Source organism: Vibrio galatheae, from assembly GCF_000967545.1.
GTDB lineage: Bacteria > Pseudomonadota > Gammaproteobacteria > Enterobacterales > Vibrionaceae > Vibrio > Vibrio galatheae.
Genome location: NZ_JXXV01000011.1, coordinates 16637 through 38765 on the forward strand (window position 1 = coordinate 16637; position 22129 = coordinate 38765).

Consider the following 22129-nt stretch of genomic DNA (forward strand, 5'->3'; position numbering starts at 1 on the left):
TAGGCTAACAATTTCCAAGCAGGTCACTAATCTAACTGAGGCCCAGCGGCAACCAGTGATTTACCTTCATCATTGTCAGTGTACTTGGCAAAGTTATTAATGAAGCGCTCAGCTAAATCTTTTGCTTTGCTTTCCCATTGAAGTGGATCCGTGTAGGTATCACGTGGATCTAGGATGCTTGGATCAACATCGTGCAGAGCGGTCGGTACTTCCAAATTAAAGATTGGAATGTGCTTAGTTTCTGCATCTTCAATTGAACCATCTAGAATTGCATCGATAATGCCACGTGTATCCTGAATTGAGATACGTTTGCCACTGCCGTTCCATCCCGTGTTGACTAGGTAAGCTTCCGCACCTGCGGCTTCCATGCGTTTAACCAGTACTTCAGCGTACTTGGTTGGATGAAGCGTTAGGAAGGCGGCGCCAAAACAGGCTGAGAAGGTTGGCGTTGGCTCAGTAATGCCACGCTCTGTACCAGCTAGTTTTGCGGTAAAGCCTGATAGGAAGTGATATTTCGTTTGCTCTGGAGTCAGTTTCGATACTGGAGGGAGTACACCAAATGCGTCAGCAGAAAGGAAGATAACCTTATTGGCATGACCGCCCTTCGACACTGGCTTAACGATGTTTTCAATGTGCTCAATTGGGTAAGAAACACGAGTGTTTTCTGTCTTTGAACCATCATCGAAATCGATAGAGCCATCATTGCGCACGGTGACGTTTTCTAATAATGCATCACGACGAATCGCGTTATAGATATCGGGTTCTGCTTCTTTAGATAGCTTAATGGTTTTCGCGTAACAACCACCTTCGAAGTTAAACACACCATCGTCATCCCAACCATGTTCATCGTCACCGATGAGAGCTCGTTTAGGATCGGTCGATAGGGTTGTTTTCCCCGTACCAGAAAGACCAAAGAAGATAGCCACATCGCCCTCTTTGCCCATATTGGCACTGCAGTGCATTGATGCGATATCTTTAAGAGGAAGGAAGTAGTTCATCATCGCGAACATACCTTTCTTCATCTCGCCGCCGTACCAAGTGCCGCCGATAAGCTGCATGCGTTCTGTTAGGTTGAATACTGTGAAGTTTTCAGAGTTCAGACCTTGCTCTTGCCACTGCTGGTTAGTACATTTTGCGCCGTTCATTACCACAAAATCTGGCTCAAACGTCTCGAGTTCTTTTTCTGTTGGACGAATGAACATGTTCTTTACAAAGTGTGCTTGCCAAGCCACTTCGGTAATGACGCGAATGCTGAGGCGGGTGTCAGGGTTGGCACCACAATAGCCATCAATAACGAAAACACGTTTTCCAGAAAGCTGGTTGGTTACAAGCTGCTTGAGATCGTTCCATACCGCTTGGTCGATAGGTTTGTTGTCGTTTTTAACTGCATCAGATGTCCACCACATATGCTCTTCAGTGGTTGCGTCTTTAACAATGTATTTATCTTTTGGTGAGCGTCCGGTAAAAATACCAGTATCAACAGCAATTGCGCCTAGTTCGGTGACCACGCCTTTTTCATAGCCTTCCAGATCTGCGCGCGTTTCTTCTTCGAACAACATTTCGTAGCTTGGGTTACGAATAACCTCTTTTACGTTGTGAAGCCCGTGTTTGGTAAGATCAATTGTTGCAGCCTTTGTATGTTCCATAACGGTCATAGGTGCTCCTTGTAGGAATATTTGTAGGGATTTTGTAATAATTTTTTAATTGTTATCTGCTCACCATGCTAGCAATGGGCCTAAGAGAAAACAGGGATATAGCTCAAAAAATATCCGTATTTTCACTGGGGTTTTAAGCGACGCATCACATACTGGCGTAGTTAGTTTATCGTGTGCGCAAAGCATTGCGCTAGAGCAAAAGGATTATTAATTGACTAAAATTAACAAGTTAATTTATTACGGCTCAGGTAAGGTGTAGCGGGGGGGGGATCACAAAAAAAGCCAGCTTGAGCTGGCCTTTGAAGGGTAAATTACAGGCTTGCTATGCCGTAAAAATTAATGCAGTGTTTTATTGCTGGTATCTGTCTGATCGAACAGCTCAGAAACCTGAGCTTCGTCAAATGAATAGTTCGTACCGCAGTAATCACAATGTAAAGAAATTGAACCAATCTCGGCCAAAATGTCATTGATTTCCGCACGATCAATGGTCACGATTGCGGCACCACTGCGCTCACGCGAACATCCACAGAAGAACTCGACCATTTGTGGTTCAAACAAACGAACTTTCTCTTGGTTATAAAGACGATACAACAACTCATTGGCTTCAAGACTAAACAGCTCATCATTCTTCACTGTGTCTGTTAATTGCTCAAGATGCTCAAAGTCTTCTGGTGTGCCAGTACCATCAGGCATTACCTGAATCAGCATACCTGCAGCGCGTTGTTTACCTTGGTGTTCACCAGTACGTAACCAAATGCGAGTTTTAAGCTGCTCTGAGTTGGCAAAGTAACTTTCTAAAATTTCCGACAAGTTGTCGCCATCAAGGCCAACAATACCTTGGTAACGTTCGCCTTTCTTAGGATCGATAGTAATGACTAGGTGACCTTTACCCATCATGTCATGGATAGAGGCATCATCAGCAATATCGCCTTCCCAACGAGCTACACCACGAATTTTTTGGTCGTGATCACCGTTGATCACCGCGAGCGATACAGGGCCGTCACCTTGCAGTTGCATTGTGATAGAGCCTTCGAATTTTAACGTCGCAGTCAAAAGTGTGGTTGAAACCAATAGCTCACCAAGCAGCTTCTGTAGCGGGACTGGGTATTCCTTGCTAGAAATAATACGTTGGTAAGCGTCATCCAATTGTACCAACTCGCCACGAACAGAAAGGTCTTCAAATAAGTAGCGGTTTAAAACATTGCTTGCCATGTGGCGATTCCTCGTAAATCTGGTAGAGCTTATTGGTGTTTAAATTTAATGATATCGCGGCGCTGCTTTTTGTCTGGGCGGCGTTCAGGGCTTGGGTTGTGTGCATGAAGCTTGCGACGTTGCGCATTTTCTTCACGTTTAGTTACGCTTTCTTCGGTTTCAGAATAGAGCATTTGCGCTTCAGGAGCGCCACGGCGTTGGTCAGAGATTTTCTCAATAACCACGGTTTTTTCTTCATTCCCCTGCCTTAGAGTAATCACCGCACCGAGTTCGACTGCCTTACTTGGCTTACTGCGCTGACCATTATAATGAACTTTACCGCCATCGACCATGTTACGAGCGATAGAGCGAGTTTTATAAAATCGTGCTGCCCATAGCCATTTGTCGAGTCTTACTGCTTCGGTTTGGGAACCCATTGTCAATATTGCCCTCTAAGGTGGTGGATGTGTATTCCATCGAGATGCTGTAACAATGGTGACGAATGTGACATTTTTCAAGCGAGATCATAAAAATTATGCACCGATAAAGCCACGGGGAGTAGTTTAGTGTTTAGCTTGGTTGATACAATGAAGCGTTATACCTTTGATAATCAAACAGTAACTTAGGTTGTTAGAGGTTCAGAACATGATGATGGTGGATGTAACAAGCCATCAAGCGAGCGAGATAGGGACAGCGAGTGAAGCAAAACAGGGCAGTGACACTATATAAATTTGGCGAAGCACTCAAAGACGCGAGTGTCCAGCAGCGTGTCAGCTATGCAGTGATGATAGTTCTACTCGCCTGGAGTGCGTGGATTACTGGCTCTATGATTTGGCAGCCTTGGACTAGCCCTGCTGTCGTGCAGTGGCAACCAAGTGGTGTGAAGAAACCTGGCGCGTCTAACGGCTCGCAAGTTGATATTTCTCAACTACAAAATAGTCACTTATTCGGCCAGTATCAGGCTAATGCCCCTGTGGTTGAGCGACCGAAAGTTCAAGACGCGCCTAAAAGTCGTTTAAGTGTTGTTTTGGTCGGTGTGGTCACCAGTTCTGATGCTAATAAAAGCCTAGCTGTGATCGCCAACCGAGGTAAACAAGCAACCTACGGGATCAATGAGGTGATAGAAGGCACTCGTGCCAAATTGATACAGGTGCAGTCCGATCGTGTCATCATTGAAAACTCAGGCCGTAACGAAACGGTGATGTTGGAAGGGTTGAAGTACAGTCAGCCTTCTTCTGTAGCCGTGGCAGCAGTTAAAGAAGAAGTCGGGAGCCAAGCCTCACTCGAGTCATTGGATCAAATTCGCGAAGAAATTCGCCAAGACGCTAAGCAGATCTTCCAATATGTGCGCATGTCGCAGGTTAAACAAGACGAAGAGGTGGTAGGTTATCGTCTCTCTCCGGGCAAAGACCGGGCGTTGTTTGATTCTGTTGGCCTCGAATCCGGTGATATCGCCATCTCAATCAATGGATTGGATCTTAAAGATACCGAAGCGATGGGGGAAATATTGCGAAATTTACCCCAGTTGACCGAGCTAAATCTAACCGTAGAGCGCAACGGTCAACCACATGAAATATACATAGAATTATAAGGTTGTCGCGCGGGCGTCAGTCTATCCGAGGAGTACAAAGTGAACCATTGGCTTAAAAAAAGCGCATGGCTTTTAGCAGGAAGCTTATTAATGTCACCCTTTACGGTGGCGGCAAATGACTATAGTGCCAGCTTTAAAGGCACCGACATTCAAGAGTTCATTAATATTGTTGGTCGCAATCTAGAAAAGACCATTATTGTTGATCCTTCGGTTCGAGGCAAAGTTGACGTGCGTAGTTACGACATGTTGACCGAAGAGCAGTACTACAGCTTTTTCCTTAACGTATTGGAAGTTTACGGTTTTGCTGTGGTTGAAATGGACAACGGTATATTAAAGGTTATTAAGGATAAAGATGCCAAAACCTCAGCCGTACCAGTGGTGGGTGATGGCACGATTAACGGTGACGAAGTTGTTACTCGCGTTGTCGCGGTGCGCAATGTCTCGGTAAGAGAGTTGTCTCCTTTGCTACGCCAGCTTAACGACAACGCTGGCTCCGGTAACGTCGTTCATTATGACCCCGCTAACATTATTTTGATCACAGGCCGTGCTGCCGTGGTTAATCGTCTTGCCGATATCATCAAGCGGGTAGACCAAGCGGGCGACAAAGAAATCGAAGTGGTTGAGTTAGAAAATGCCTCGGCTGCTGAAATGGTGCGTATTGTTGAAGCGCTCAATAAAACCACAGATGCGAAAAACACCCCTGAGTTTCTTCAGCCTAAGCTAGTCGCTGACGATCGCACTAACTCAATTCTTATCTCTGGTGACCCGCAAGTGCGTCACAGGCTGCGCAAATTGATTAAGCAGTTGGATGTGGAAATGGCCTCTAAAGGCAATAATCGCGTCGTTTATCTCAAGTATGCTAAGGCCGAAAACTTAGTTGATGTTCTTAAAGGCGTGTCCGATAACCTTCAAGCAGAAAAGTCTTCTGGCGCTAATCAATCGAGCAGTGCACAACGCGGCGAAGTGATGATTGCGGCTCACCCTGATACCAACGCGCTAGTACTGACGGCGCCGGCCGACATTATGGCCGCGCTGCAAGATGTTATTGCTCAACTCGATATACGCCGTGCTCAGGTATTGATCGAGGCATTAATTGTCGAGATGGCGGAAGGCGATGGTATCAATCTCGGTGTGCAGTGGGGCTCGTTAGAGAGTGGTGCTGTGATTCAATACGGCAATACAGGTGCGCCAATTGGGCAGGTGATGGTTGGTTTGGAAGAAGCGAAAGACACCACGTCAACGACCGCGGTTTATGACAGTGATGGAAACTTTCTGCGCAACGAAACCACCACTGAAAAAGGCGATTACTCGACGCTTGCCTCTGCACTTGGTGGTGTAAACGGCGCCGCATTGAGCTTCGTGATGGGCGATTGGACAGCGCTGATTAGTGCAGTTTCAACCGATTCCAACTCTAATATTCTCTCGTCACCGAGCATTACTGTGATGGACAACGGCGAGGCGTCATTCATTGTTGGTGAAGAGGTACCTGTCATTACTGGCTCGGCGGCGGGTTCAAATAACGACAATCCTTTCCAAACCGTTGATCGCAAAGAAGTGGGTATCAAACTTAAAGTTGTGCCGCAAATTAATGAAGGCAACTCAGTCCAGCTTAACATTGAGCAAGAGGTGTCTAACGTGCTGGGGGCCAATGGTGCGGTGGACGTACGTTTTGCCAAGCGTCAACTCAATACGTCAGTCATGGTTGAAGATGGTCAGATGATTGTCTTGGGCGGCTTGATTGATGAGCGTGCGTTAGAGAGTGAATCGAAAGTACCGTTATTGGGTGATATTCCCTACCTGGGCCACCTGTTCAAGTCGACCAGTACTCAGGTCGAGAAAAAGAACCTGATGGTATTTATCAAACCAACCATCATTCGCGATGGGGTGACCGCCGATGGCATTACCCAGCGTAAGTACAACTTCATCCGTGCCGAGCAGCTCTATAAAGCCGATCAAGGCCTTAAGTTGATGGATGACGGTAATATTCCAGTGCTGCCACTATACGGTGAAGAGATAGGTCACCCGGCGGAGATTCAGGCATTTCTTGACCAGATGAGTGCGCAGTAATGGATGTCGAGTTTTCACCAAGTTTTAAGCGCTTGCCGTTTAGCTTTGCGAATCGTTTTAAGCTCGTACTTGAAACGACGGACACTGGTCTGACTCTTTACTATGTTGAGCCGATCTCAGTTCAAGCGCTGGTCGAAGTAAAGCGAGTTTGCGGGCAAGCGTTTACTTTGCAAGCGCTGAGCAAAGAAGCGTTTGATGGCAAGCTAACCGAGGCTTATCAGAGAGATTCTTCCGAAGCGCGTCAGCTGATGGAAGATATTGGCGCAGACAATGATGATTTTTTCTCGCTAGCTGAAGATCTGCCGCAGGATGAAGATTTACTCGAATCGGAAGACGACGCACCGATCATCAAGCTTATTAACGCGATGTTAGGTGAAGCGATCAAGGAAGGGGCGTCGGATATCCATATCGAAACCTTTGAGAAAAGCTTATCGATCCGTTTTCGTGTTGATGGGGTGTTGCGTGATGTCCTCTCGCCAAGTCGTAAGTTAGCGCCGCTATTGGTTTCTCGGGTCAAGGTAATGGCTAAACTGGATATCGCTGAAAAACGAGTACCGCAAGATGGTCGTATTTCATTGCGAATTGGTGGCCGCGCGGTCGATGTGCGTGTTTCCACTATGCCGTCTTCTCATGGAGAACGTGTGGTGATGCGTTTGCTCGACAAGAACGCCACGCGACTCGATTTACACAGTCTGGGTATGACGCCGACCAATCACGATGGTTTCCAGCAAATGATCTCGCGCCCACACGGCATTATCTTGGTCACCGGCCCTACAGGTTCTGGTAAGTCGACCACGCTTTACGCCGGACTGACAGAGATTAATAGTAACGAGCGCAATATTCTTACCGTCGAAGATCCGATTGAATTTGATATTGATGGTATAGGTCAAACCCAGGTCAATCCTAAAGTGGACATGACGTTTGCCCGAGGCTTGCGCGCCATTCTCCGCCAAGACCCAGATGTGGTGATGGTCGGGGAGATCCGCGACTTGGAAACCGCGCAAATTGCGGTTCAAGCCTCGTTGACTGGCCACTTGGTGATGTCGACATTACACACCAATACCGCCGTTGGCGCGATCACGCGTTTGCGCGATATGGGAATTGAACCCTTTCTGATTTCTTCGTCACTGCTAGGCGTGTTAGCACAGCGACTTGTCCGAACCTTATGCTCTGATTGCAAAGTACCTTATCAGGCGGACAACGAAACCAAAAAATTGTTTGAACTTGAGAGCAATGATGAGTTGACACTCTATCGAGCAGAAGGGTGCGAAGCCTGTAACTCGAAGGGGTATTGTGGGCGTACAGGTATTCATGAACTGCTCGTGATCGATGATGAGGTGCAAACCTTAATTCATAGTGAAGCGGGTGAGCAGGCGATAGAGAAACATATTCGTCAATACACCCCAAGCATTCGTCAGGATGGACTTAACAAAGTGCGTCAGGGTGTGACCTCGCTTGAAGAAGTACTGCGTGTTACCAAGGAAAGCTAATGGCTGCATTTGAATACAAAGCGCTGGATGCTAAAGGCAAAACCAAGAAGGGCGTGATCGAAGGAGATACCGCACGGCAGGTGCGCGCACGGCTTAAAGAGCAGGGTTTAATTCCCGTCGAGTTGAGTGAGGCGCGCCAAAAGGCGAAGAAGAATGCCAATCAAGCAACGTTTCAGTTTAAACGCGGTATTAGCACGCCGGATCTGGCGCTGATTACGCGTCAGCTCGCAACCTTAGTCCAATCGGGCATGCCGCTTGAAGAGTGTTTAAAGGCGGTGTCAGAGCAGTCAGAAAAACCTCGAATTCGCACCATGCTGCTTGCGGTGCGCGCCAAAGTGACCGAAGGGTACACCTTAGCCGACAGTTTGGCCGACTTTCCTCACATCTTCGATGAGCTGTTTCGTTCTATGGTTTCAGCGGGCGAAAAATCTGGTCATTTGGATTCTGTGTTAGAGCGTCTTGCCGACTATGCCGAAAACCGCCAGAAGCTGCGCTCCAAATTACAGCAAGCCTTGATTTATCCCGTTGTGCTGGTGGTGTTTGCCATCGGTATTGTGGCGTTCTTACTCGCTGCTGTCGTACCGAAAATCGTCGGCCAATTTGTTCAAATGGGTCAAGAGCTGCCTCAATCTACCCAGTTTTTATTGGCGTCGAGTGACTTCATTCAGCATTGGGGCATCTACCTATTGATCGCAGTATGCCTGTTAGGTTACCTGTTTAAATTTGCCTTAAGTAAGCCAGCGATACGTTTGAAGTGGGATCGCAAAGTGATTGCCTTGCCACTGATTGGCAAGATCGCCCGCGGACTTAACACCTCCCGTTTTGCTCGCACACTCTCTATTTGTACTTCGAGTGCGATTCCAATTTTGGAGGGCATGCGCGTCGCTGTGGATGTCATGTCGAACCATTTTGTCAAACAACAGGTCTTAATTGCGACAGACAATGTTCGCGAAGGGGCAAGTCTGCGTCGGGCTCTAGAACAAACCAAACTTTTTCCTCCTATGATGCTGCATATGATCGCCAGTGGTGAGCAGAGTGGTGAGTTAGAAAGCATGCTGACGCGCGCAGCCGACAACCAAGATGCGAATTTTGAATCGACAGTGAATATTGCATTAGGGATCTTCACCCCTGCCTTGATCGCCTTAATGGCTGGGTTGGTGCTGTTTATTGTGATGGCCACTCTAATGCCAATTTTAGAAATGAATAACTTAATGAGTTCATAACAGCGTTAAGCATCGCTAAGCTGTTTTTTGTGGAGATAAACATGAACAAAAAAATGACAAAACAATCTGGCTTCACCTTACTCGAAGTTATGGTGGTAGTGGTGATCTTAGGGATTTTGGCCAGCTTTGTGGTGCCTAACCTACTCGGTAACAAAGAGAAGGCGGATCAGCAAAAAGCGATTACTGATATTGTTGCGCTTGAGAACGCACTCGATATGTACAAGTTGGATAACAGTGTTTACCCAACGACGGATCAAGGCCTTGAAGCGTTAGTGACCAAGCCTAGCAGTCCAGAACCGCGAAATTACCCTCAAGACGGATATATTCGTCGTCTTCCTACGGACCCTTGGGGTAATGAATATCAATACCTAAGCCCGGGTGATAATGGCAATGTTGATATCTTTACCTTAGGTGCTGATGGGCAAGAAGGCGGTGAAGGGGCCAATGCCGATATTGGTAACTGGAACCTACAAGACTTCCAATAATTAGCCGTGACTTCGAAACCGTATGCGCCGTCTTGCTGGATTTACGTTGCTCGAAATATTACTGGTACTGGTGCTTATGTCATTGGCATCGGTAGCGGTGATTTCGCCTTTACCCGTTAGTGCAGAAGATGGCGCAAAAAAACAAGCTCAAGCGCTATTTCATCGTATTCAACTCCTCAACGAAGAAGCGATGCTTAGTGGCAAGGATTTTGGTCTGCAAATTAATGAGAAAAAATCCAATTATGAGTTTCGCCAGTTGATGTCCGAAGGCTGGTATAAGCTAGATAAACATAGCATTCCGTACTCGACCAAACTTGACGATAACTTAGCCATTGCGTTGCAACTCGGCGGCGATGTTTGGGGGGATAAAGAGCGCTTATTTGAGCCAGGAAGTTTGTTTGACGAGGAGATGTTTGCCGAATTTGAGGAGCAAGAAAATACGCTGCCAGCGCCACAAATATTTATTATGTCGAGTGGCGAAGTGACGCCATTTTCTATTGCCATTTACCCGCAAAATCGCAGCGCACAAAATGATGCGTGGCGCATAGTGGCAAAAGAAAATGGCCAGCTAATCGTGTTAGCGCCTGGGGAAAGTGATGAGCAAGAATAAGCAAGGTTTTACACTGCTTGAAGTGTTGGTTGCTTTGGCTATCTTTGCTACTGCGGCCATTGCCACTATGCGTTCGGTTAGCCAGCATATTAATACGCTTAACTTCCTCGAAGAGAAAACCTTTGCTGCTATGGTCGCTGATAATCAACTCGCCCAAGTCATTTTGTCTGGTAATAAACCAAGTAAGAAAAAGGGTACCGAGACACTGGCAGATCGAGAATGGTATTGGAGTGTTGAACCAGTATCCACCACAGGCGATTTGTTGCAGGCGTTTGATGTCAAAGTTGCAGCCAGCGAGAAAGGTTCGCCAGTGGTGACGGTAAGAAGTTATGTCGCCAAGTAAACGCGTTCGGGCGCAAGGTTTTACCTTAATCGAAGTCTTAGTGGCGATTGCCATCTTTGCTAGCTTGAGTGTTGGCGCTTATCAGGTGCTCAATCAAGTCCAGCGTAGCAATGAAATATCCATCGAGCGTAGCGAGCGGCTAAAGTCATTGCAGAGAGCCTTGGTGTTTTTGGATAACGATTTTCGCCAGATGGCTTTGCGTCAGTCGCGTACCAATGGCGAAGATCCATCCCCGTTGTTGCTTCAATGGCAGGATTACTTGTTGGACTCAGATGCCAAAGGTGTCTTGTTTACGCGGGCTGGCTGGCGTAACCCTTCGCAGCAGTTTCCACGCGGTGAAGTGAGCAAAGTTGGCTATCGAATTAAAGATAAACAGCTGCAAAGAATATGGTGGCGCTACGTTGACACGCCTGCGGGGCAAGAAGGTATTAGCATGCCGCTGCTCGATGATGTGGAGTCATTCGATATGCGCTTCTATGATGGCTCAGAGTGGCAGCAAAATTGGGAAACGAATCTCGCATTGCCACAAGCGGTTGCACTGAGTTTGGAGCTGAGCGACTACGGCAAAATAGAGCGTATCTACCTAACATCGGGCGGTACGTTAGAAGTGTCTGGGGAGCAGAATACCGATGGTTAGCAAGCAGCGCGGCGTTGCCCTGATCATTATCTTACTGCTGCTCGCTGTAATGGTGAGTATTGCGGCGAGCATGGCTGATCGCTTGTTCAGTCAATTTCAGCGTGCTACCAACCAGATAAACTATCAGCAGGCTTACTGGTATAGCGTTGGCGCTGAAGCCTTGGCTAAGGTCGGTATAGAGCAGAGCTTTAAAGACTCAGATACCATCAACCTTTCACAGCCTTGGGCACTGGAAGAGCAAACCTATCCACTTGATTATGGCACGATGCGAGGGCGACTGACGGACCAGCAAGCGTGTTTCAATCTGAATGCGTTGGCGGGTGAAGCTGTAGCTGCTGGCTCGGATCAATCCCCCTTTTTGGTCGAGTCTTTTCAGCGCTTGCTTGAGCTGATAGAGGTTGATAGCTATCAGGCTGAAATCATCGCCCAGTCACTGTGGGAATATCTCGACAGTGATACATCAGTTAACTCAACGGTCGGTGTTGAAGACAGCTTTTATGAATCTATGTCGCCCGCGTATATGGCCGCGAACAGCTTACTGGCAGATAGTTCTGAACTACGTACAGTTAATCAGGTTTCTGGTGAAGTGATGGAGAAAGTGCTCCCTTACGTCTGCGCGATACCTAATTCAGATTACAGGTTAAACATTAACACCCTAGACCCACAGCATGCCGCGTTGTTGGCGGCACTGTTCCAACCGACCTTGAGCGAAGATCAAGCGCGGCAGATTCTCGAAGGACGTCCGTTCGATGGTTGGGCGAGTGTTGATGACTTTTTGAATGAAAGTGAGTTTGCCAACGTTGTCGGTGAAGTGCGTGAAAAAGGCAAAGGCTATTTGGCTGTCACGAGCGTCTATTTTGAGTTGGATGTCGAACTTCTCGTCGCCGAGTCGCGAGTCAGAGTCCGCAGCTTGCTATTTAGTAATGATAAACAAACCGCGATGGTGATTAGCCGTCGCTTCGGAGGTATCGGTGAACGAGTTTCTGATCGTTCGACTGAGCAATAATTCCAGCCAAGCTATCCAGTGGTTAGTTTGGTCGGAACTGCAACAGGAAGTGATTGCAAGTGGCGAGCTGGAAAGCCTGCAAGCCTTGCCTGAGGTTGCCACTTATGCTGAAGGGCGTCGTACTATCGTCCTGTTGTCAGCGGAAAGCTTAGTGCTGGCGGATGTCGAGATTCCCGCTGGAGCGAGCCGACAACTTGAATCTATGTTGCCATATGTACTTGAAGACGATTTGGCGCAGGATGTCGATCAATTGCACTTTACCATCTTGAATAAGGCGCAAGGGCGTGCTCAGGTGTGTGCGGTTGATTCGCAATGGTTGGAACAACTTCTGATGGCGCTCAAGGACATTGGCTGCCAAATACAAAAAGTCATGCCTGACGTATTAGCCTTGCCTGATCACGAGGGGCTGTCGGCGGTAGAGCTGGGTCAGCAGTGGCTGATCAAGAAATCAACCTATAGCGGAATGTCGGTCACCAATGACTGGCTAGCGCTGGTGGCGCAATCTGACTGGGTTAAGCAAGATGATACCTTATTACCTTTAACGGCGTACTCTCCATTACCCCCTTCATTACCTCTCGATGAGCAACAAGAATGGACCCATGCTGAGCCGAAACTGGTGATGCAGCTACTGGCTGAGCAAGCGGTAACCAGCAAGATTAACTTGTTGACTGGGCAATTTAAGCCTAAATCTTCACTGAGTCGCTATTGGAAGATTTGGCAGAAAGTCGCGATTGCCGCCGTGTTTCTGCTCGCCGTGGTGGTTGCGGACAATATCCTTAAAATTCAGAACTATGAAGCTCAGGCTGCAGCCTACCGCGCTGAGAGTGAGCGCATCTTCCGTCAATCGCTACCTGGAAAAAGCAAAATTCCTACGGTCAGTTATTTGAAACGTGAAATGGAACGTGAGCAGATGCGTTTATCTGGCGGTGGTGAGCAAAGTGAAATGCTCAGGGTGATGGTCAAGTTGCCGCCATTACTTAACCAAGTACCGGGCTTGAGTTTAACCAGCTTTAAGTATGACAGTGGACGCAACGAAGTGCGCCTACAGGCCCAGAGCCAAGACTTTCAAACCTTTGAAAAAGCGGCTCAGTTGTTGGGGGCAAGTTTCGCCGTTGAACAGGGCCAGTTGAATCGCTCTGGCAGCTTAGTCAATGGCTCATTCGTTCTAAAACCTTTGTGAGGCGCTCGCGGTGAATAAATTAATCAATACCTTACAAACTTGGTGGTTGAGTATCTCCCAGCGAGAACGCTGGTTGGTGCTGGCATGCACCTTGTTGGTTGTGCTTGGCGGCATCTATTGGGGGATTGTCGCGCCAATCTCTGAGCGAGCGGACAACGCCAAAATGCGCATTCAAAGTGAAAAGCAATTGCTATCTTGGGTGCAGAGCAAAGCGGATGAAATCAGTCAGTATCAGGGGCAAGGCGGACGTAGTGTGTCGAATATGCCACTCAACCAAGCGATTTCTTCCAGTGTAGGGCGCTTTAAAATTGAGTTGATACGCGTTCAGCCGCGTGGAGAAGAGTTCCAGGTATGGGTCTCGCCATTGCCTTTCAACCAACTGATGAATTGGATTGCCTTCTTACAAGAGTCGCATGGCATTCATGTGGTGTTTCTTGATATCGACAAGGACGATCAAGCAGGTGTGGTTAAAGTGAATCGACTTCAATTGAGCAGAGGGTAATTAGGTGAAGAAAACACTGTTATCGGGGCTGTTTCTTTGCGGTGTATTTGTGACCAGTGCCATGGTGACGTTACCGGCCCAGTTTGTTGTTCAACTGCTCCCACTGCCTCAGCTGCTTACCGTGACGGGTATTGAAGGCACTCTGTGGCAGGGCTCTGCGCAGCAAATTAGCTGGCAAAGGCAAAATTACGGCGCATTGAGCTGGAAGATGAATATCGGCAAGCTTTTCACTGGTTCCGTTGAAGCACACGTGCGCTTTGGCCGTGGCAGTGATTTGTCACTGCAGGGGCGTGGCCTTGTTGGTTATTCGTTATCTGGCTTGTACGCAGAAAACCTGATTGCGTCTTTGCCTGCTGAAAAAGTGGTTGCGTTAGCGCCGCCATTGCCAATACCTCTCGATTTGACGGGGCAGGTTGAATTGAACCTGCGCTCCTATACATACGCAGCGCCATATTGTCAAAGCGCGCTAGGCAGTGTGGTGTGGAACACCCAAACCGTCACCACGCCGCTCGCTGATTTAGAAGTTGGCCCTGTTATTGCGAATCTTAGCTGCCAGCAAAGCGTGCTCGATGTAGAAGGTGAGCAAAACAGCGCTCAAGTCTCTAGCGGTTTTGTTGCCAAACTCAACCCAGATAACAGTTATAGCGCGAGTGCATGGTTTAAGCCGCAAGCTGAATTCCCGACGGCTTTTGAACAACAGTTAAAATGGTTACCAACACCGGCTGACAGCGAAGGTAAGTTTCAGTTTCGCTATCAAGGGCGGCTGTGAGCGCCTGTTAACAGAGGTAAAAAGGGCAGCGTTTGAGCTGCCCTTTGCGTTTTACTTGATAACGGGAAAACTGATCTGAACTTTCAAGCCACCACCACTACGGTTATTGACGATCACCGAACCGCTATGCTGGCTGGCAATGCGTTTAACGATGGCAAGCCCGAGTCCGGTTCCTTCACTGCCACGTGCGGTGTCTCCGCGAGTGAAGGGTTCAAACAGTTTTGAAATCTGGCTTTGTTCAATCCCAGGGCCATTGTCTTCAACACTGACCCAGATCAGTTTGTTGTCTGCGGTAATGCCTGTACTGACCTTAATCCAGCCATTGCCGTAGCGAATGGCATTGACCACTAAGTTGCTGACTGCGCGCTTAATGGCTATCGGGCTACCCAGTGTTTCTCGCAGTGGTTGCTGGAGCTTAGTTTCAATCTGCACTTCATAGCCTCCCTCAGAAGAGGCGACATCGTTGGCGATTTCATTGAGATCTACACTGACAAATGACTGTTTATTAACCGGCTTTAAGTAGTCCATAAACTGGCTGATGATTTCATTGCACTCTTCGGTATCGCTGATAATCCCCTCTGCCAGATAACTATCTTCTGGAGACATCATCTCAGTGGCAAGGCGGATTCGTGTTAGTGGTGTGCGCAGATCATGACTGATGCCTGCCATCAATAGGGCTCTATCTTCTTCGAGCGCCTGAATCCCTTTTGACATCTGGTTAAACGCGCGTGTTACCGAACGAATTTCTGAAGCGCCTTTTTCAGGCAGAGGCGGTGGAATTTCACCGCGACCAACACCTTTAGCGGCTTTCTCTAGCGCAATCAGCGGGCGGTTTTGCAAGCGGATGAACAGCCAGCCACCAGCGATAATCAACAGGGCCATAATTAGGCTGTTGCGAAACAGTGGGGTAAAATCATCTTCTTGCAGCTCAGAAAGCGGGATACGTAGCAGCGATCCGGGCAGAGAGTCTATCTTCATCCACAAGACGTAGCTTTCGCTGCCGAGCATCATACGTACATCGGTTGGTGACCCGAGCTCGTGCGTCATCTCTTCACTCATCAGATCAATCACGACGGCGTGATGATACTCCTCGGCGATCGGGCTATCTTCAGCGTGAATCGTCACCCCGAGCTGTTCTAATACGCGGCGGCGCAACGGTCGATCCATAGAGAGCGTATCTTCGGACAGCTCAGTGTCATCAAGCATGAGATTGATTTCATGACCAAGAATTTTGTTGAACTGCTGCAGGCTCGGCATCAAAGCATAGTTAAATACCGCGTAGTAGGAATAGACCTGACTTGCGATCAGTAGTGTAAGGAAGATAAAAATCGATTGGGTAAATGAACTGCGACTGCGCATAACACCGACCTTGGACATTGAGTGAGGCTGAAACAGAAAGTGCGAGACATGGTCTCGCACTCTATCAAGCTAGCTGTGATTTAGGCTTCTTTGCCATCAGGGACGAAGACGTAGCCGAGACCCCATACAGTTTGAATGTAACGCGGTTTACTCGGATCTGCTTCAAGCATACGGCGTAGACGAGAGATTTGCACATCGATAGAACGTTCCATTGCTGAGTACTCGCGACCACGCGCCATGTTCATCAGTTTATCGCGTGACATTGGCTCTCTGGCGTTGGTGACTAGGGCTTTAAGCACCGCAAATTCACCGGAAGTCAGTGGCATTGCCTCGTCTCCGCGGAACATTTCGCGCGTTCCTAGGTTGAGACGAAATTCACCGAATTCAACCACAGACTCTTCACTGCTTGGTGCGCCTGGCAATTCCGTTGTTTGACGACGCAGCACTGCTTTAATACGTGCCAACAATTCTCTCGGATTGAAAGGTTTCGGCAAATAATCATCGGCGCCGACTTCCAAGCCAACGATACGGTCAATTTCATCGCCTTTTGCCGTTAGCATCAGAATCGGGATGGTATTGTTGGCGTTACGTAAACGACGGCAGATGGACAGGCCATCTTCACCAGGCAACATCAGGTCTAATACCATCAAATGAAAAGTTTCACGCGTTAACAGGCGGTCCATCTGCTCACTGTTGGCAACACTACGAACTTGAAATCCTTGTTCTGAGAGGTAACGCTCTAGTAGAGCACGAAGTCGTGCATCATCATCAACAACTAAGATCTTGTGATTTTCTTGCATGTAATGGTTCCACCTATTCATTCAGCGCGCAACGTCTGGGTGTAGAAACAGTCACCTATTGCGCAGCTTGAAATGTAACATTGTTCTTTGGCTCTTGGTGCAAAGAATTGTTAACGTTTATTTCCTTTTTAGCTAATGTATATCGCAACTTCAATTTAATATCGTCAGAAATATGAAAACGAACCTAATAACGCGCGAAGGCTTTGATCGACTAAAGAAAGAGCTCGATTTTTTATGGAAAGAAGATCGCCCAGAAGTGACCAAAAAAGTGACTTGGGCGGCCAGTCTCGGTGACCGGAGTGAAAACGCTGATTATCAATACAACAAGAAGCGCTTACGCGAAATTGACCGCCGAGTGCGCTACTTACGTAAGCGTTTGGAACAAGTCAATGTGGTTGATTACTCGCCGCAGCAAGAAGGGAAAGTCTTCTTTGGCGCTTGGGTAGAAATTGAAAATGAAGCGGGGGAAGTGAAAGCGTTTCGGATTGTTGGCCCTGATGAGATTTACGGTGATGCCAAAGGTTATATCTCGATCGATTCCCCAATGGCGCGTGCCTTGTTGAAGAAACAGGTGGATGACGAATTTAGCGTTAAAACGCCTGAAGGTTACAAGGAGTGGTTCGTTAACAGCATTCGTTACAGTGCTGAGTAATCATGCGCCGTAATAAAAAGTCCCGCTAGGCGGGACTTAGAGAAGATTACTTTTCACCAGCGGGTTTGTCGGTGAGGATGTAATTATGTTCACTGTCAACCACAGCGCCATATTGGAGGAAGTTCTTACCTAAGATCATGCTGTAGTGGAAGCGGCTACGATCTTGCAGATTGACGCGAATCTTTTTCTCCAGATCACCGAGTTTAATGTACATTTCAACCACTGGACGTAGGGTCGGCTGCTCACCTTCTTTGGCCCGAATCGTCATACTGTCGACCATAGGTAGCGTGAAGTCTTTCTCCATACCTAAGTCATTTTGATAGGTAAAACTGACCATCTCTTTACCATCTTGTTTAAAGCGTTTGATGTTTTGTGCATTGATGGAGCTAACATCAGCACCGGTATCTAACTTAACCGGAAATTTGAGTTCGCCAACCTGTGCCGCCTCAATATGGCCTGCTTTAAACAGTGGGTACGACTCGAGTAAATGGTTAGTGCGAGTGTTGATAAGCACGCCATCTTGCGACATCTTTTGACCGATGATGAAGTAGTCTTGGCTTTCATCCTCGTCTAGGACATCAAGTGCGTACGGCAGCTCAACTTTCTCGCCACCTAAGGTAAACGTACCAAACACCACAGGGCGCAGGTCGTCGCCTACTTTGAGCGTTTTGTTGATCGGCTTGGAAAACTGTGTCGCCTCGCCATTCGAGTTGGTGAGGTAGTAGGTCACCAACTCTTTGCCTTTCTTATCAAAAATCTCAAAGCTCGCCACTTTGAGTAGCGGCGTTTTAACGGTTAGAGATGGTGTCGCAACCAACTTAATATCGTCGAGCACAAGCATCTCTTCGGCTGATACTTGGAGAGCATTTGGCTTACTGCTGAGAGTTTTTTTCTTACTGGCTAACAAGGATTTAGCGCTGGTGTCGATCACAAAACGGCGATTTAACGTCTCTTTGCCTAAACGCAGTTGGGTACTGAACTTACTGCGATCAGTTAAGTAAACTAGCCACTTTTGAGTGTGGTTGCCTGTATCGACAGACACAAAGACCATCGGGCGCATCTCTCCTGCCACATTTAACATGCGCACGATTGGTAGCGTTAGTGTTTTGCTTGCCCCTTGGCTGTCAGCAATATCAAAAGAGACTTGTTGCTTGTTGGTATCGACCTCGACCTTAGTCGCATGCAAGGCTGAGTAGTTGTTTTTCAGCGAGTAGCTGATTTTTTGCGTCACGCCCTCAATATTGACGCTTTCTTTCTTACCTATTAGTTGGGCGTCTTTTTGCTCTTGCAGGTAATCGTACCCGGCGTAAACCCAAGCATGGCTATCAAGGAAAGTTTTACCAATTAATATTGGCGCTGAAAATTGTGAGCGATCAGTGAGGTTAACCTGAGTCATCACCGTTGTGCCTGCAATGGTCATCGGTAAAGATACGGTTGGTCTGAGGATCGCGTCTTCATCAGTACGATTGCGAATCATGCCAACCCGATCAAGTGGGCGAGTGACTTCGATGCTCTTGCCTGTATGCGGGTGCAAAAGGGTAAAGGTGACTTCGACTTGATAGGGTGCAAATAGCTCGGCATCCCAGTCGTCGTAATCGACGCTATCAATGGCATCTAATTCGACCAAGGCCTGCATCAGTTTTTCATCTTTGAGGGTGCTTAACTCTGAATGAGAACTGGCAATATGAATGTTGGTCGCATGCATCGAGGTGGTATCTGCACCAGTATCAATTTTTCCCGCAAAGGCAATACCTTTGAGTGCTTCTACCTCGTTGAGATAGACGCTTTCGACGCGGCCTAAAACCAATTTATCATCTAGGCGATAAACCGGTGACTGAGTGGTGGCATTGATTGTTGCATCGCCTTTTTCAGCCAAGGCCAACGGAGAGGCTAGAGAGACAGAGAGTACCGAAAGGGCCAGTAAGATTTTTTTCATCGCAGTTCCAACTACTCGTTATTCGCACAGGTCTTGAACGAAGTTAGTTTCATTTTTCACAGTTAAGTTCTAGCTTGTTTCTAGTTCTGACACAACTTTCACAAAATTGCCAAACTATTGGCAAAACAATTGCGTAACCTTCTAACTGTAACAAAAACTATTGCTTTTTACCTGTCAAACCCCCATGTATTTAACGTTTAAACATAATAAGAGATTCAACGGATGAGCCAAGCTATCTGTAATTTGATTGCTCAGGAACTGAGTGTTCGCCCCGAGCAGGTTACTGCCGCTGTTAACTTGATTGACGATGGCAATACAGTGCCATTTATTGCCCGTTACCGCAAAGAGGTGACAGGTGGACTGGATGATACTCAACTGCGTAACCTTGATAGCCGCTTATCTTATCTACGAGAGCTTGATGAGCGCCGCCAAACCATTCTCAAATCGATTCAAGAACAAGGCAAACTGAGCACTGAACTAGAAGCTGACATTCTTCAGGCCGACAGCAAAACCCGTCTTGAAGACCTTTACTTGCCTTACAAGCCGAAACGCCGCACTAAAGGCCAGATTGCGATTGAAGCAGGCCTTGAACCCTTGGCTGATACACTGTGGAACCTGCCACAAACAGAACCGGAGAGCGAAGCGGCTCGCTACGTTGATGCCGACAAGGGGATTGCGGATACTAAAGCGGCGCTTGATGGAGCGCGCGCGATTGTGATGGAACGTATCGCCGAAGACGCTAATTTGCTTGAGAAAATTCGTCTCTATCTCAATCGCAATGCCGAGTTAGTCTCTCGAGTGGTCGAAGGCAAAGAGCGTGAAGGAGAGAAGTTTAAAGATTACTTTGCGCACAATGAAGCACTGAGTAAAGTGCCATCACACCGCGCTCTTGCTATGTTACGCGGCCGTAATGAAGGTTTCTTAACCCTGGCGATGAACGCCGACCCCGCGCAAGAAGAAGGTGCGCGCCAATCATACTGTGAGAGCATCATTAGTGACCATTACGGCATCTCTCTCAGTAATGCGCCTGCTGACTCGTGGCGCAAGCAAGTGATCAGTTGGGCGTGGCGAATCAAAGTCTCGATGCATATGGAAACCGAACTGATGGGCGCAATGAAAGAGCGTGCCGAGATCGAAGCGATTGAAGTTTTCGCGACTAACCTGAAAGATCTATTGATGGCCGCGCCTGCTGGGCCGCGTGCAACGCTAGGTCTCGACCCCGGTCTACGTACGGGTTCTAAGATTGCTGTGGTCGATACGACTGGTAAGGTGCTCGCGACCGAGACCATCTACCCACACCCACCACAAAAGCAGTATGAGAAATCGGCGCAGATTGTCGATGCTTTGGTGCGCAAGCATAACGTGGACTTGATTGCGATAGGCAATGGTACGGCTTCTCGTGAAACCGACAGTTTTGTTGCTGATTTGATTAAGCGCGGCAGTCTCAAAGTACAGAAAATTATGGTTAGTGAAGCGGGCGCTTCGGTTTATTCTGCGTCAGAGCTAGCGGCGAATGAATTTCCTAATCTTGACGTATCCCTGCGCGGCGCTGTTTCGATTGCCCGTCGTCTGCAAGACCCTCTCGCTGAGCTAGTGAAAATCGATCCGAAATCTATCGGTGTCGGTCAGTACCAGCACGATGTCAGCCAGTCGATGTTAGCTAAGCGTCTTGATGCTGTAGTTGAAGATTGTGTTAACGCAGTTGGCGTTGATGTCAACACCGCTTCTCCGGCGTTATTAACTCGGGTCGCGGGTTTATCGAGTACTTTGGCGCAGAATATTGTCGATTATCGCGACGAAAACGGCCGTTTTGAAACGCGTACCACGCTGAAAAAGGTGGCTCGTCTCGGGCCAAAAGCCTTTGAGCAGTGTGTCGGCTTTTTGCGTATTATGGATGGTAAGAATCCACTCGATGCTTCATCCGTTCACCCAGAAGCCTACCCTGTGGTGAAAGCGATTGCGGAGAAAAACCGCAAAGATGTCAAAGCCTTGATTGGTGATAGTCAGTTCCTGCGTGGTCTGCATGCGGTGGATTACACCAACGATAGCTTTGGTGTTCCAACCGTGACGGACATTATTAAAGAGCTTGATAAGCCCGGGCGCGATCCACGTCCAGAGTTTAAGACCGCGACCTTCGCTGATGGGGTCAACCAAGTGTCTGACCTCGAACCGGGTATGGTGCTAGAAGGTGTGGTGTCGAACGTTGCGAACTTTGGTGCCTTTGTCGATATTGGCGTACATCAGGATGGTTTAGTGCATATCTCTTCCTTGACCGATCGCTATATCTCAGACCCACGTGAAGTGGTGAAGGCGGGCGATATTGTCAAAGTCAAAGTGATGGAAGTCGATGTGCAGCGTAAACGTATTGGCCTTTCAATGCGTTTGACCGATGAACCGGGACAAGATAATCGTCCGCAACGTTCAAGTGCTCCGCGTGGTCAGCAGCGTCAAGCGCAAGGTGGGCAGCGTCGCCGCGATGACTCGTCGAACAGTAGTGCGATGGGCGGCGCGTTTGCCGCGGCCTTTGCCAAAGCGAAACGCTAACCGTTAAGGCGCCCAAAATATAAATCCCCGCAGTCGTGATACGAGCGGGGATTTTTTTCGGCATAACCTTATCGAACCAGAGAACGACA

General features: G+C 48.0%; 20 protein-coding genes. 14 read left to right on the forward strand and 6 right to left on the reverse strand.

Annotated features, from left to right (window positions below):
* Positions 1-26 precede the first annotated feature (26 nt).
* The 3 genes from pckA to hslR form a co-directional block, all read right to left on the reverse strand.
* Positions 27-1655: a phosphoenolpyruvate carboxykinase (ATP) gene (pckA, locus tag TW81_RS04620; RefSeq protein ID WP_045954559.1), complete on the reverse strand. Its 1629-nt coding sequence runs from the start codon at positions 1653-1655 to the stop codon at positions 27-29.
* 336 nt (positions 1656-1991) lie between these two features.
* Positions 1992-2867 (reverse strand): Hsp33 family molecular chaperone HslO, encoded by an 876-nt coding sequence (gene hslO / locus TW81_RS04625; protein WP_045954560.1) that lies wholly within the window; start codon positions 2865-2867, stop codon positions 1992-1994.
* 29 nt (positions 2868-2896) lie between these two features.
* A complete protein-coding gene (gene hslR, locus TW81_RS04630; RefSeq protein WP_045954561.1) occupies positions 2897-3283 on the reverse strand; it encodes a ribosome-associated heat shock protein Hsp15 in 387 nt (128 codons plus the stop codon).
* Between the two features lie 278 nt (positions 3284-3561).
* On the opposite strand from hslR, the gene gspC reads away from it, so the two are divergent.
* Genes gspC through TW81_RS04690 form a run of 12 tightly spaced genes read left to right on the forward strand, consistent with a single transcriptional unit; the run spans position 3562 to position 14749 of the window.
* Entirely contained in the window at positions 3562-4437 is an 876-nt protein-coding gene (gene gspC, locus TW81_RS04635; RefSeq protein ID WP_045954726.1) for a type II secretion system protein GspC, read from the forward strand.
* A gap of 39 nt (positions 4438-4476) precedes the next feature.
* On the forward strand, positions 4477-6504 hold the full coding sequence (gene gspD, locus TW81_RS04640; protein WP_045954562.1) for a type II secretion system secretin GspD: 2028 nt from the start codon (positions 4477-4479) through the stop codon (positions 6502-6504).
* Positions 6504-7994 carry a type II secretion system ATPase GspE gene (gene gspE / locus TW81_RS04645; RefSeq protein ID WP_045954563.1) on the forward strand — a complete coding sequence of 497 codons (1491 nt, stop codon included), beginning with the start codon at positions 6504-6506 and terminating at the stop codon, positions 7992-7994. The genes gspD and gspE overlap by 1 nt, the downstream gene beginning before the upstream one ends.
* The gene (gene gspF, locus TW81_RS04650; RefSeq protein WP_045954564.1) at positions 7994-9217 is read left to right on the forward strand and encodes a type II secretion system inner membrane protein GspF; all 1224 of its coding nucleotides are present in this window, start codon (positions 7994-7996) and stop codon (positions 9215-9217) included. Before gspE ends, gspF begins: the two co-directional genes overlap by 1 nt.
* Before the next feature lie 41 nt (positions 9218-9258).
* A complete protein-coding gene (gspG, locus tag TW81_RS04655; protein WP_045954565.1) occupies positions 9259-9702 on the forward strand; it encodes a type II secretion system major pseudopilin GspG in 444 nt (147 codons plus the stop codon).
* Positions 9703-9724: 22 nt separating this feature from the next.
* Positions 9725-10312 (forward strand): prepilin-type N-terminal cleavage/methylation domain-containing protein, encoded by a 588-nt coding sequence (locus tag TW81_RS04660; protein ID WP_045954566.1) that lies wholly within the window; start codon positions 9725-9727, stop codon positions 10310-10312.
* A complete protein-coding gene (gene gspI, locus TW81_RS04665) occupies positions 10299-10655 on the forward strand; it encodes a type II secretion system minor pseudopilin GspI (protein ID WP_045954567.1) in 357 nt (118 codons plus the stop codon). The genes TW81_RS04660 and gspI overlap by 14 nt, the downstream gene beginning before the upstream one ends.
* Complete coding sequence (gspJ, locus tag TW81_RS04670) at positions 10642-11292, forward strand: type II secretion system minor pseudopilin GspJ (RefSeq protein ID WP_045954568.1); 651 nt, start codon at positions 10642-10644, stop codon at positions 11290-11292. The genes gspI and gspJ overlap by 14 nt, the downstream gene beginning before the upstream one ends.
* Complete coding sequence (gspK, locus tag TW81_RS04675) at positions 11285-12298, forward strand: type II secretion system minor pseudopilin GspK (RefSeq protein WP_045954569.1); 1014 nt, start codon at positions 11285-11287, stop codon at positions 12296-12298. The genes gspJ and gspK overlap by 8 nt, the downstream gene beginning before the upstream one ends.
* On the forward strand, positions 12264-13478 hold the full coding sequence (gspL, locus tag TW81_RS04680) for a type II secretion system protein GspL (protein ID WP_045954570.1): 1215 nt from the start codon (positions 12264-12266) through the stop codon (positions 13476-13478). The genes gspK and gspL overlap by 35 nt, the downstream gene beginning before the upstream one ends.
* Before the next feature lie 10 nt (positions 13479-13488).
* Entirely contained in the window at positions 13489-13980 is a 492-nt protein-coding gene (locus TW81_RS04685; protein ID WP_045954571.1) for a type II secretion system protein M, read from the forward strand.
* A 4-nt stretch (positions 13981-13984) separates the two neighbouring features.
* Entirely contained in the window at positions 13985-14749 is a 765-nt protein-coding gene (locus TW81_RS04690; RefSeq protein ID WP_045954572.1) for a type II secretion system protein N, read from the forward strand.
* A 51-nt stretch (positions 14750-14800) separates the two neighbouring features.
* Here TW81_RS04690 and envZ read toward each other — a convergent pair whose 3' ends face one another.
* Positions 14801-16108 carry a two-component system sensor histidine kinase EnvZ gene (gene envZ, locus TW81_RS04695; RefSeq protein WP_045954573.1) on the reverse strand — a complete coding sequence of 436 codons (1308 nt, stop codon included), beginning with the start codon at positions 16106-16108 and terminating at the stop codon, positions 14801-14803.
* Positions 16109-16188: 80 nt separating this feature from the next.
* Entirely contained in the window at positions 16189-16908 is a 720-nt protein-coding gene (gene ompR / locus TW81_RS04700; protein ID WP_045954574.1) for an osmolarity response regulator transcription factor OmpR, read from the reverse strand.
* A gap of 172 nt (positions 16909-17080) precedes the next feature.
* On the opposite strand from ompR, the gene greB reads away from it, so the two are divergent.
* Positions 17081-17560, forward strand: a complete 480-nt coding sequence (gene greB, locus TW81_RS04705) for a transcription elongation factor GreB (protein ID WP_045954575.1) — start codon at positions 17081-17083, stop codon at positions 17558-17560.
* 46 nt (positions 17561-17606) lie between these two features.
* Here the strand turns inward: greB and TW81_RS04710 are convergent, their stop codons facing one another.
* Complete coding sequence (locus TW81_RS04710) at positions 17607-19496, reverse strand: ATP-dependent zinc protease family protein (protein ID WP_045954576.1); 1890 nt, start codon at positions 19494-19496, stop codon at positions 17607-17609.
* Positions 19497-19718: 222 nt separating this feature from the next.
* Here TW81_RS04710 and TW81_RS04715 point away from each other — a divergent pair, with 222 nt between their 5' ends.
* Entirely contained in the window at positions 19719-22040 is a 2322-nt protein-coding gene (locus tag TW81_RS04715) for a Tex family protein (RefSeq protein ID WP_045954577.1), read from the forward strand.
* Positions 22041-22129: the final 89 nt, after the last annotated feature.